10 protein-coding genes are annotated in these 11875 nt (G+C 64.9%); 3 read left to right on the forward strand and 7 right to left on the reverse strand.

The genetic code is table 11. The features are described 5' to 3' along the window. Positions 1-45: 45 nt before the first annotated feature. Positions 46-906, forward strand: coding sequence for a c-type cytochrome (locus tag FJQ54_RS10060; RefSeq protein ID WP_140928278.1), 861 nt, complete (start codon positions 46-48; stop codon positions 904-906). A 26-nt stretch (positions 907-932) separates the two neighbouring features. Then, positions 933-1628 (forward strand): NYN domain-containing protein, encoded by a 696-nt coding sequence (locus tag FJQ54_RS10065; RefSeq protein WP_140928279.1) that lies wholly within the window; start codon positions 933-935, stop codon positions 1626-1628. 535 nt (positions 1629-2163) lie between these two features. Here FJQ54_RS10065 and FJQ54_RS10070 read toward each other — a convergent pair. The 7 genes from FJQ54_RS10070 to FJQ54_RS10100 form a co-directional block, all read right to left on the reverse strand. Then, positions 2164-4899: a valine--tRNA ligase gene (locus tag FJQ54_RS10070; protein ID WP_140928280.1), complete on the reverse strand. Its 2736-nt coding sequence runs from the start codon at positions 4897-4899 to the stop codon at positions 2164-2166. A gap of 33 nt (positions 4900-4932) precedes the next feature. Next, positions 4933-5271 (reverse strand): DMT family protein, encoded by a 339-nt coding sequence (locus FJQ54_RS10075; protein WP_140928281.1) that lies wholly within the window; start codon positions 5269-5271, stop codon positions 4933-4935. Then, positions 5268-5612, reverse strand: coding sequence for a DUF2497 domain-containing protein (locus FJQ54_RS10080; protein WP_140928282.1), 345 nt, complete (start codon positions 5610-5612; stop codon positions 5268-5270). The genes FJQ54_RS10075 and FJQ54_RS10080 overlap by 4 nt, the downstream gene beginning before the upstream one ends. Before the next feature lie 10 nt (positions 5613-5622). Next, positions 5623-7014 carry a TolC family outer membrane protein gene (locus FJQ54_RS10085; protein WP_140928283.1) on the reverse strand — a complete coding sequence of 464 codons (1392 nt, stop codon included), beginning with the start codon at positions 7012-7014 and terminating at the stop codon, positions 5623-5625. An 11-nt stretch (positions 7015-7025) separates the two neighbouring features. Next, positions 7026-7724 carry a protein-L-isoaspartate O-methyltransferase family protein gene (locus tag FJQ54_RS10090; RefSeq protein WP_235890393.1) on the reverse strand — a complete coding sequence of 233 codons (699 nt, stop codon included), beginning with the start codon at positions 7722-7724 and terminating at the stop codon, positions 7026-7028. Positions 7725-7774: 50 nt separating this feature from the next. Continuing rightward, positions 7775-9286 (reverse strand): MFS transporter, encoded by a 1512-nt coding sequence (locus FJQ54_RS10095; protein ID WP_235890394.1) that lies wholly within the window; start codon positions 9284-9286, stop codon positions 7775-7777. Between the two features lie 108 nt (positions 9287-9394). Then, complete coding sequence (locus FJQ54_RS10100) at positions 9395-10444, reverse strand: LacI family DNA-binding transcriptional regulator (RefSeq protein WP_235890396.1); 1050 nt, start codon at positions 10442-10444, stop codon at positions 9395-9397. 209 nt (positions 10445-10653) lie between these two features. On the opposite strand from FJQ54_RS10100, the gene FJQ54_RS10105 reads away from it, so the two are divergent. Beyond that, a partial coding sequence (locus FJQ54_RS10105; RefSeq protein WP_181160088.1) for a TonB-dependent receptor plug domain-containing protein occupies positions 10654-11875 on the forward strand: 1222 nt, incomplete at its 3' end.

The raw sequence follows: 11875 nt of genomic DNA on the forward strand, positions 1-11875 counted from the left end.
GCGCGAGCCTATGCGCTGAGGCGGGGAAAAAGGGAAGGGGGCGGGATGGCGGAGGCAGAACAGGCGGGGCTACCCCGGCGAGTGTTGCGGTGGACGCTGATTGCCGGGGCCGTGGCGTTGGCCGCGGTGCTGGTGGCGTTTGCGACCTTATGGTCCATTTCGGAGGAGCAACTGTCGCGCAAATTCCCGGCTGACCCGCCTGCGCTGCGAGTGGCAGGCAAGGCGAATCTGGCCGAAGGGGAGCGGTTGGCACAGGTTCTCGGCTGCACATCCTGCCATGGCAAGGAACTGACCGGGACAGACTTCTATGGCATCCAGACGCCCAATATCCGCCGGGCGGCGAAGGCGTATGACGCCGCCGGTTTCGCCTTCGCGGTGCGGCACGGAATCCGCCCTGATGGCACGGCGCTGACATGGAACATGCCGAGCGATTTTCTCTCCGTGATGGCGGACGACCAGATTCGCGACATTCATGGCTGGCTGGCATCCTTGCCGGAAGTGCCCGACGATCAATCCGCCACGCGGATGCCGGTGAAGCGGCTGGGGGTGGCGGTGGGGCAGTTGCTGCTGATCCCCGATGTGTGGCGGCCCGAGCCGGTGCCAGTTGTGGCACCCAAGCCGGAAGATCCGGCATTCGGCCCTTATTTCGCGCGGGTAGCCTGCGCGGAATGTCATGGCTTTGATCTGAACGGCATGATCGGCGGCGATGCGCCGTCATTGCCGGTGGTGGCGAAGGCCTATGATCTGGCGGCGTTCCGGACATTCGTGAAGACGGGCAAGAATCTGGGGGGGCAGGAACTGCCGATGATGTCCGGCGTGGCGCGCTGGCGGCTGTCGCACATGAGCGATGCGGAGATCGAGGCGCTGCACAGCTTCCTGACGAGCCTTCCCAACCCCGGCGAATAGCGGCACTGCGGGGCAAGGAGTTAGACATGGCGAATGGAACTGCGAACATTGCGCTGCTGATCGATGCGGACAATGCCTCTCCGGCGGCACTCGATTCGGTGCTGACGGTGCTGGCCGAGCTTGGCGCGGTGAACATCCGCCGAGCCTACGGCAATTGGAGCAAATCGGCGCTGTCTGGCTGGTCCGGCCTTGCAGACCGCTATTCCATCGACCCGCAGCAGCAGTTCGACGTGACCAAGGGCAAGAACGCCACCGACATGCGGATGGTGATCGACGCGATGGACCTTCTCTATTCCGGGCGGGTGGACGGCTTCGGGATCATGTCGTCCGACAGCGATTTCGCGCCGCTGGTGCGGCGGCTGCGTGAGAATGGGCTGCCGATCTATGGCTTTGGCACGGATAAAACGCCGCTGAGTTTTCGGCAGGCCTGCAGTCGTTTCATCGACGTGACGCGGCTGCCCAGCGACGAGCAACCCGTGCCGGACGCGCCCAAGCTTGTGGACGCGGATGTGATCGACCTGCTGACTGATGCGTGGAAAGCCTCCAAGCGCGATGAACGCGGCTTTGCCTCGCTGAGCGAAGTGGGGCAGCGGGCGGGGAACCGATCCTCGTTCGACGCGCGCAACTATGGGGCGTCGCGGCTGTCGGAACTGGTGGAGCGGCTGCCGAACTTCGTGGTGGAACGGCGGGATAATCATGCGTTTGTGAAGCGGCTTCGGTAGGGAGGCTGGTGGAGGTGTCGCCTCCGGCGGGCAGGGCTTTGCCCTGCACCCAACAGGGAAATGATTTCCCTGTACCCTCTAAGTTAACGTTGCGGTCCAACTCCAGCGCCGCTTGTGTGACCGGATTCGATTGCCTGCGGCGCTACGGACACTCTCTCTCGGTGTTGGGGAGAGAGTTGGAGAGAGGGGAGCGACGCCGGGGCGAACCAACCAACCTTCCCAAACCTCCCCACCCGCTCAGCCTGAGTCCTGAGCTTGTCGAAGGGTCGAAGGCCCCTGAGAAACCCACCATCCTCTCCACCCGTCACCCCGGATCAAGTCCGGGGTGACGGGTGAAGAGGATGGTGGAACACGCTCTAAAGCGCCGCAGGCAATCAAACCCCCAGCCTCGCGCCTAGCGGATGGCCCCCACCCCAACCCCTCCCCTAAAGGAGGAGGGGCTAAGAAAAAACGTCGGGGGTGCAGGGGCGTCACGCCCCTGCCGGGTTCCAAGGGCAGAGCCCTTGGTTTTCCTTCGCCCAACTGCGCGGGCAAATTACCCCAACCGCGCCAGCGCCGCGCGCAGCCGTTGCGCCTCGGCGCTCCGTGCGGCGTGATCTTCGCGGGCCTTTTCGATCGCTTCCGGCTTGGCGCGTTCGACGAAGCCGGGGTTGGAGAGGCGGCCGTTGAGGGCGGACGCTTCTTTCTCGGCTTGTTCGGCCCCTTTCAGCAGGCGGGCGCGTTCGGCGGTGAGGTCGATCACGCCTTCCAGTGGCAGGGCGTAGGTGCGGCCTTCCACCACGATCTGGGCGGAGCCGCCGGTGGGCGGGGCTTCGAACGACAGGCTTTCGATGCGGGCGAGGCGTTCGAGCGCCGGGAGCTGGCCTTGCAGCCGGGCTTTCAGCGCCTCGTCTGCTTCGGTGGCGTGCAGCACAAGTTTGGCGGCGGGCGGCACGTTCAGTTCGGTGCGCGCCGAACGGATCGCCGAGACGAGGTCGATCAGCCAGCCGATTTCGGCGCTGGCGGCATCGGGCGTGGGGGTGAGGGCGGGCCATTCGGCCACGATCAGGTCTTGCGCGCGTGCGCCTTGCGCGTGCCACAGTTCCTCGGTGAGGAAGGGCATTGCCGGGTGCAGCAGGATCAGCATCTGGTCGATCACCCAGCCTGCGACGGCCCTGGTTTCATCGGCCGCCGCACCGCCTTCGGCCAGCAGCGGCTTGATCAGTTCCAGATACCAGTCGCAGAAGCGGCTCCACACGAACTGGTAGAGGCCGAGCGCATATTGATCGTAGCGGAAGGCGGACAGAGCGGCTTCGGCGTCTGCGGCGGCCTGCGCGGTTTCCGCCAGAATCCAGCGGTTGACGGGGAGGGTGGCGGTTGGCGTTTCCGCGCCGCCTGCGGTGATGCCTTGAGCCTGTGCGAAGCGCACGGCGTTCCACAGCTTGGTGGCGAAGTTGCGATAGCCTTCCACCCGCTTTTCGTCGAACTTCACGTCGCGGCCCTGCGTTTCCGAGGCGGCCATGGTGAAGCGCAGCGCGTCTGCGCCATAGCGGTCGATCAGCTCCAGAGGGTCCACGGTGTTGCCCTTGGACTTGGACATTTTCTGCCCTTTGGCGTCCCGCACGAGGCCGTGGATGTAGACCGTTTCGAACGGCTTTTCGTCCATGATCTCAAGGCCGAACATCATCATCCGGGCGACCCAGAAGAAGATGATGTCAAAGCCTGTGACGAGCACGCTGCCGGGGTAGAAGCGCTTCAGATCCTCGGAATTGTCCGGCCAGCCGAGCGTGACGAAGGGCCAGAGGCCGGAGGAGAACCATGTGTCTAGGACGTCTTCGTCTCTGTGAAGCGCCACAAAGGAAGGAGAGCCGAACAAATATTCCTTTGCAAAATCATCGTTATTGGTCGGCCATTCTTCGATATCTGTCCCGTAATATGCGGCAGCCTTCGTGCGAAGTTCGTCAATTGAACGCGCAACAAAGCACTTTGTGTAGGGGAAGCTACCTCGCGTAATTTCACCATCTACGATTTCTGGTCCAAACCACGCCGGGATGCGGTGGCCCCACCAGAGTTGGCGGGAAATGCACCATGGCTGGATGTTGTCCATCCAGTTGAAATAGGTTTTTTCCCATGCTTTCGGCACGAAACTGGTGCTGCCGTCCGTTACCGCCTCGCGCGCTTTGGCGGCCAGCGTGCTGGTGTCGATATACCATTGGTCCGTCAGCCACGGCTCGATCACCACGCCGGAGCGGTCGCCGAACGGGGTCTGGATGGTCTTGTCTTCCACCCGTTCCAGCAGGCCCAGTGCGTCCAGATCGGCGACGATGCGTTTGCGCGCCTCGAAGCGGTCAAGTCCGCGATAGGCTTGCGGGATGCTGTCGTCTGACAGGATATTCGCCTGAGAATCGAGGATGTTGATCCAGCCGATCTCTTTGTGGCGTTCATACACCTGCCAGTCGTTGAAATCATGCGCCGGGGTGATCTTCACGCAGCCGGAGCCGAGTTCCGGGTCTGCCCAGTCATCGCCGACGATGGGGATTTCCCGGCCTGTCAGCGGGTGGGCGATCATCCGGCCGATCAGATGCGCATAGCGTTCGTCAGACGGGTTCACCGCGACGGCCGTATCGCCCAGCATGGTTTCGGGGCGGGTGGTGGCCACCACCAGATGGCCGGACCCATCGGCCAGCGGATAGCGCAGGTGCCAGAAATGGCCCTGCATTTCGCGGGTTTCGACTTCGAGATCGGAAATGGCTGTCTGGAACTTCGGGTCCCAGTTCACCAGCCGCTTGTCGCGGTAGATCAGGCCCGCTTCGTGCAGGCGCACGAACACCTCCACCACGGCCTTGTTGAATCCGTCATCCATGGTGAAGCGTTCGTTGGACCAGTCCGCGCTGGCGCCCAGACGGCGCATCTGCCGGGTGATGGCGCCGCCGGATTGCTCCTTCCATTCCCACACATGCTTCAGGAACGCTTCGCGGCCCAGTTCCTTGCGGCTGAGACCCTGCGAAGCGATGGTGCGTTCCACCACCATCTGCGTAGCGATGCCCGCATGATCGGTGCCGACTACCCAGCGCGCATCCTTGCCCTTCAGCCGCTGCCAGCGGATCAGCACATCCTGCAACGTCTGGTCCAGCGCATGGCCGATATGCAGCGTGCCCGTCACGTTGGGCGGCGGCAGCACGATGCTGAACGGCTCCGCGTCCGGGCGGGCAGGGCGGAACAGGCCCTGTTCTTCCCAATGGGCATACCATTTGGCTTCGATGGCAGAGGGGGTGAAGGTCTTCTCAAGCATGGGCGCGGGATTAGCGGCTGAATGGCGCTTCCGCTAGTCGCCCACGATCAGCACGGCCGCCACGATCATCAGCGCGAAGCCCGCCAGCTGGCGCGGGCTGATGCCTTCGCCCAGCCAAAGGGTGGAAACGGCGAAGAAGGTGAGGATGGACAGCGTTTCCTGAATGCCCTTCAGCTGCGGCGCGGAAAACACCTGATGGCCGATGCGGTTGGCGGGCACTTGCAGCGAATATTCGAACAGGGCGATGCCCCACGCCACGAAGATCACCAGCGCCAGCGGCGCGGCCTTATATTTCAGATGCCCATACCAGGCGATGTTCATGAACAGGTTGGACACCGTCAGCAGCAGGACGGTGGTGACCTGTGGGCTCATTTGCGGCCGGTCAGCCGGGCGATTTCGTCTGCTGCCATCTTCTGGATCAGCTCCGGGAGATTGGCCTTCAGCCACGCGTCCACCTGCGGGCGGATCAGCTCGGCGAGGAAATCCTCCACCGTGCGGCCGCCGGATTGTGGAAGCGCAGCCGCAGGAGCGGGGGCGGCCGCCTTGCGCGTCGCCTTGGCGCGGGGGGCGGGCACCGGGGCTTCCGGCTCCGCAACCTCCTCCTCTTCCTCGATCTCAGGCTCGGCGGATGCAGGCGGCGCTTCGCCACCCACGGTCGCGCGGATCGAATCGAGAATCGAGGCGAGGTTGGGATCCAGTGTCTTGCGCGTCATTCTGCCCCGGCTATTGCTGCGGCCCCATCAGAGGGGCCGTGTTGCGCGCGCGATCCGTCGCCGGATCGGGATCGTAACCGAACTCGCTCCAGCCCTTGCCCCGAACACGCTCTGCGTTGGTGACAGGATCGTAACGCGCGACGCCCGCGCCTTCCAGTGCAATATCGGCGGCACCCACCGATTCCAGCAGCTGGTAGGCGGCGACATAACGGTCCCGCTCTGCCTGAACCAGTTGCACCCGGCTGTTCAGCAATTCCTGTTCGGCGTTCAGCACGTCCAATATGTCGCGGCTGCCGACCATATTTTCCTGCCGCACGCCTTCGGCTGCCAGCGTGTTGGCGCTGGTCTGCGATTTTGCGGCCTGAATGGTGGCTTCGGCGGTTTCCAGCAGCGCCCAGCTGTTGGCGACGCCTTCTGTCACCTGCCGCTCGGCGAGGCTGATATTCTCCATCGCCTCGCTTTGCCGCGCCTGCGCCTGCCGCACCTGCGCGGCGATCAGCCCGCCGGAAAACAGCGGCATGCCCGCGGTGATGCCGATACGCGGATCGAAGCCGGAGCTGCCGATGCGGTTGTTGCTATATTCGGTGTAATTGGCGGACGCCTGCACCCCCACGGAGGGCAGGCGGCCCGCCTTGGCGGCGCGCACATCTTCGCCCGCGGCCTTTTCGCTGGCCTTTGCCGCGCCAAGCGAGGGGTTCAGGTCTGCGGCGCGGCTTTGCGCCTGTGCTTCGCTTTCGGGCAGCGGCGGCAGCGGCGGCAGCGGCTCCAGCTGGCCCGGCGCGCGGCCGACAAGGCGCTGATAGGCCTGCCGGGCATAGACGGCGTTGCCGCGCGCGGCGATCAGATTGGCCTGAGACGCCGCCAGCCGCGCTTCGGATTGCGCGACATCCGTGCGGGTGACGTCGCCCACTTCGAAGCGATCACGCGAGGCGCGCAATTCCTGTTCCAGCACGCGAACCTGATTCTGGTTCAGCTTCACGATTTCCTGTGTGCGCAACACATCGGCATAGGCCGTCACCGTGTCGGTGATCAGCGCCTGTTCCTGCGCGGCGAGGCTCAGGCGGCTGGCGACGATGCGGGCCTGCGCGCCGGACACGCCTGCGCGCACGCGGCCGCCTTCCCAGATGGCCTGATTCAGGGTCAGCCCGCCGGTCCAGATCTGGCCGAGATCGGCGAAACTGTCTGACAGGCTCTGGTTGAAGCTGCCGGACAGACCGAGCGTGGGGCGCGCGCCGGAGGCTGCGATGGGCACGCCTTCATCGGCCTGCCGCACCCGCGCCCGGGCGGCGGCGACCGCCGGGTTGTTGGAATAGGCAAGGGCGATGGCTTCGTTCAGCGATTCCGCCGAAACGGGCGCGGCCACGGAAGCCAGCAGAACAGCGGTCAGGAAATGTCTGCGCATTGAGGGGGCTTTCAGAAGCGGAAGGACGGGGCCTTCCGGAAGGGCGGCAGAAGGGCGGCCGCCGCTTCGGCGAAGGGCTCAAGCCGGAGGATTCCGGCCCGTTTCACGCCCTTTGCCGCGCGGCTGACGCCATCGCTGCCATGAACGATCGCAACCATCCGGCCCCCCTCGGCCAGCTGGGCGATCAGGCTTTCGGGGAGGATTTCGATCCCCCCGTCGATCAGGATCAGGTCGAAATTGCCGCCGTCGGGCGCGCCCGCGTCCAGCGGGCCTTCGACGACACGCACGCCGGAATAGGCGGAGAGCAGGGTGGCAGCGCGGGCGGCGAGCCCCGCATCGCTTTCCAGCGCGATCACGCTGGCACCCAACTGTGCAAGGATGGCGGCGGAATAGCCGGTGGCCGCGCCGACGACGAGGGCATGCTCGCCCTGTTTCACATGCGCTTCTTCCACCATTAGCCCAAGGCTGAGCGGGGAGAGCAGTTCGCGGCCATTGCCCAGAGGCTGCGGCGCATCGACATAAGCGAGGCCGCGACGGCCTTCGGCGACGAAATCTTCCCGCGCGACATTGAAGAAGGCGGCCGAGCTGCGCGGGTTCACGACTCCGCAGGGCTTCAGCTGGCTGTCGATCATCGCTTCGCGGGGGGCGAGCGGGGAAGCGTAAGGGGCGGAAGCCACGGCGGAGAGGCCCTTCTTTCGAGTGACGCGCAAATTCAGGCTGCCCTGTTACCCAAGGGGCGCGCGTGCCGCAACTGTCCCTCTTAACGCAGGCTGTCCGACTGGTGATCCAGCCCGCGCATGGCAGCGGCTGCGATCAGCAGCACGAGGCTGGCGATGCCCATCAGCCAGATCGGCTCGTTCGGGAAGGCAAGGCCCATGATGCTGCCCATGGCGGATGAAACCAGCAACTGAGGAAGAACGATGAACATGTTGAAAAGACCCATGAACACGCCAAGCTTTGCCTGCGGAAGCGCGGACGAGAGGATGGCATAGGGCATGGTGAGGATCGAAGCCCACGCAATGCCGATCAGGATCATCGGCAGGATCAGCCACAGCGGATCACGGATCAGCAGGAACAGGCCGAAGCCGAACGCGCCCGCCAGCAGCCCCAGCACATGGGTGCGCACCCGGCCGATGCGCGCCGCGAGCGAGGGCAGGGCAAAGGCGTAGATCGCCGCGACGCCATTGTAGATGCCAAACAGCACGCCGACCCAGTCTGCGCCGTCATTATAGCTGCGGCTGGCGGTATCTGTTGCGCCGAACATGTAGCGGGTGACGATGGGCGTGGTGTAGATCCACAGGATGAACAGCGCGATCCATGTGAAGAACTGAACGAGCGCCAGCCGCTTCATCGTGGGCGGCATCTGCACCAGATCAGAGACGATTCGCGTGACCGGCCCGCCGCGCTTCCCGGCCAGCGCGTGGCGGCGGGTGAGTTCCTGCAGCCCGCCATAGGCCAGCAGCGCCCCGCCGAGGATGTAGACGGGCTTATCCAGCCCGAACTGCGACACGCAGATCACCACGATGGCCCCGAAGGTGACCCACCAGAAGCCGTTCAGCGGCACCGCCAGCGGCTCGTCGTGGGAAATCTCGGCCTGCTCGCCTTCGAAGGCGCGCATCTGCTCCGGGGAATATTCGCGGGTGGAAAACACCGTCCACAGCACGGAGGCCAGCAGCGCGCCTGCGCCGATGTAGAAAGCAAGGCGGACCGATGGCGGGATTTCGCCCGGAGGCGCGACGTTGGACACGCCGAACAGCTGTGTCAGCACGGCGGGCGCAAGGCTGGCGGCAACCGCGCCCGCGCCGATGAACACCGTCTGGAAGGCATAGCCCGCCGTGCGCTGCCGTTCCGACACCATATCCCCCACGAAGGCGCGGAAGGGTTCCATGGCGATGTTTAAAGAGGCATCCAATATCCACAGCATCCCGGCGGCGAACCACAGCGCGTGGGAATTGGGCATGCCCAGCAGCGCAAGGCTGGCGAGGATGGCCCCGGCCAGAAAATAGGGACGGCGGCGGCCAAGCGGAGTCCATGTGCGATCCGAGAAATAGCCGATGATCGGCTGCACCAGAAGGCCGGTGACGGGGCCTGCGATCCACAGGAAGGCCAGATCGTCGATGGAGGTGCCGAGCGACTGGAAAATGCGGCTGACATTGGCGTTTTGCAGCGCAAAGCCCACCTGAATTCCAAAGAAGCCGAACGAGAGGTTCCACAGCCCCCAGAAGCTCAATCTGGGGCGTTCCACGCGCCCGGCTGCGCTTGCCATATCCATGTCCCATCCCCTCCCTTGGGGCCTGTTGGGTGCCCGCCTCTCCCGCAGGCGCGTCCCATGCGTATACGCGAGGCTGGCGCGATTCGCGCCGCCTGACAACAAGCAGCGTCAGGCGCTGCCGCAGGACCGGCGGATAACAAGCCTTGTGGGCAGCATCGCCCCCGGCGCGGGCAACCCCTCCAGCTGGGCGCGGACGGAATCGACCAGCAACTGCCCGGCGCGCTGGGTGTCCTGCACCACCGTGGTGAGCGGCGGGCGGGTGCTGACGGCGGCGGGGATATCATCGAAGCCGGTGATGGCGACGTCTGTGGGCACGTTCAGGCCCAGTTCCTCCAGCGCGCGCATCGCGCCGATGGCGATCAGATCAGAGGCGGCGACGATGGAATCGAACGGCTGGCCGGATGCCAGCAGGGCGTGGACGGCGGCTGCGCCTGCATCCTCCGTGGTGATCGCGTCTGCCTGTAGCGGCGGCGGAAGCCCGGCTGCGGCAAGTGCTGAGGCTATGCCTTCGAAGCGGGCGAGGAATTCGGGATAATGGCTGGAGGCGTGGCCAAGGAAGGCGATGCACTTGCGGCCCAGCCCGATCAGGTGCCGCGCGGCCATTTCTCCGCCGGTGCGATTGTCGGACCCGATGGTACTGCCCAGCCCGTGCAGCGCTTCGGCTGCCTCCACCGAACCCCAGCGGGCGAAGCGGGTTCCCTGCCCCGACAGCTGAGCCACCCGCTCGCGGTAGATTTCCCAATCGCCATAGCCCAGCAGGATCAGCCCGTCGGCCTTGTGGCTGTCTTCATAATCTTTGTGCCAATCGTCTGACAGCTGCTGGAAGCTGACGAGCAGATCATAGCCGGCGCGCTTGGCGGCGCGGGTGATGGAACCGAGCATCGCCACGAAGAAGGGATTGATCAGCGACTCGTCCGCCGTGGGATCCTCGAAAAACAGCAGGGCGAGCGTATCCGACCGGCGCTTGCGCAGCGAGGAGGCGGCTTTGTCCACCTTGTAGTTCAGCTGCCGGGCGATCGCCTCGATCCGCTTGCGGGTCGCTTCGGAGACCATGGGAGAGCCGGACAGCGCGCGGCTGACGGTGGGCTGCGTGACGCCCGCCAGATGCGCGATATCGAAGGATGTGGGCGCGCGATCAGGGCGAACGGAGGCGCTAATACCTTCATCTTTCGCCGATTTCCCGCCCGCATGTGACCGTTCAGCCACGCCGCCTCCCGCTGCATTTCGCATACGTATGTGCATTTCTTGAACCGAACCGGTCCCGGGCGGATGATGGCAGCACAAACGAAATAAAGAAATGCCGATCGGTTCCGCGAGCCCATGGGAGGGCAGGCCGGGCCGACTTGCGAGGGACTGGGGAGACGATCATGGAAGCGATGCGTGACGGGCCGCGTGCGGCCCTTGGTTCCGGCCATGCGCTGAAGGGGGCGGGGCTGCTCGCGAAGGTGTCTGCGGGTGCATTGACGCTCGCGCTGGCCTCGGCCGCGATGGCGCAACAGGCCCCGGCGGCAGCCGACGAGGACATCGTCGTCACCGGCTATCGCGCCAGCCTCGCCAATGCGATCGCCGAAAAGAAAAGCTCCGACATGATCGTGGAGAGCATTTCCGCCGAGGATATCGGCAAGCTGCCCGACACCTCCATCGCGGAATCCATTTCGCGGCTGCCGGGCCTTGCCGCCCAGCGCGAGGGCGGGCGGGCGCGCAACCTCTCCATCCGCGGCCTTGCGCCGGATTTCTCCACCACGCTGCTGAACGGCCGCGAGCAGGTGACGACGAACGACAACCGGGGGGTGGATTTCGATCAGTTCCCCTCGGAAATGATCAGCCAGGTCAATGTGTATAAAACGCCATCCGCCAATCTGATCGGCGCGGGGCTGTCCGGCACGGTGGACCTGCGCACCGCGCGCCCGCTGGATAAGGACAAGCGCACCATCGCGCTGGGCGCGCGGGCCGAATTGCTGGACGCCAGCCGGTTGAACCCGGATTCCAGCAAATGGGGCTATCGCTTCTCGGGCACCTATATCGACCAGTTCGCGGACAACAGGATCGGCATCGCGCTGAACGCCACGCATATGAGCTCGCCGTCGCAGACGGAGCGGTTCGAGGCTTGGGGTTATCCGACGGTGAACGGCGCAAGCGTGATCGGCGGCACGAAATCCCATGCGATTTCCGGCGATCTTGAGCGCACATCCTTGACGGGCACGCTGGAATGGCGGCCGAGCGAGGCGATCAGCAGTTCGGTGGACATCTTCTGGTCCCGCTTCAAGGATCATCAGACCCGGCGCGGCATCGAACTGCCGTTGGCCTGGGGCAATGGCGTGCCGCTGACCAACGCTGTGGTGGAGGATGGCGCGATCATTTCGGGCACTTTCTCCAACGTGAAGGCGGTGGTTCGCAACGATATCAAGAACCGCGACGCAGACCTGTTTTCCGCCGGCTGGAACGTAAGCGCAGGCAACGACGTGCTGCGCGCCACCTTCGACGTGAGTTACGCGCAGGTGGACCGCAAGGATCTGGATATCGAAAGCTATTCCGGCACCGGGCGCGGCTATCTGGAAGGCAGCACCTCTCGCGGGGCGACTGATACGA

Origin of the sequence: Sandaracinobacter neustonicus (assembly GCF_006385875.1) — a bacterium.
GTDB classification, from domain to species: domain Bacteria; phylum Pseudomonadota; class Alphaproteobacteria; order Sphingomonadales; family Sphingomonadaceae; genus Sandaracinobacteroides; species Sandaracinobacteroides neustonicus.

Coding starts and splice junctions, on each gene's coding strand:
- FJQ54_RS10060 (WP_140928278.1), top strand. CDS start 46: ATGGCGGAGGCAGAACAGGCGGGGCTACCCCGGCGAGTGTTGCGGTGG.
- FJQ54_RS10065 (WP_140928279.1), top strand. CDS start 933: ATGGCGAATGGAACTGCGAACATTGCGCTGCTGATCGATGCGGACAAT.
- FJQ54_RS10070 (WP_140928280.1), bottom strand. CDS start 4,899: ATGCTTGAGAAGACCTTCACCCCCTCTGCCATCGAAGCCAAATGGTAT.
- FJQ54_RS10075 (WP_140928281.1), bottom strand. CDS start 5,271: ATGAGCCCACAGGTCACCACCGTCCTGCTGCTGACGGTGTCCAACCTG.
- FJQ54_RS10080 (WP_140928282.1), bottom strand. CDS start 5,612: ATGACGCGCAAGACACTGGATCCCAACCTCGCCTCGATTCTCGATTCG.
- FJQ54_RS10085 (WP_140928283.1), bottom strand. CDS start 7,014: ATGCGCAGACATTTCCTGACCGCTGTTCTGCTGGCTTCCGTGGCCGCG.
- FJQ54_RS10095 (WP_235890394.1), bottom strand. CDS start 9,286: ATGGATATGGCAAGCGCAGCCGGGCGCGTGGAACGCCCCAGATTGAGC.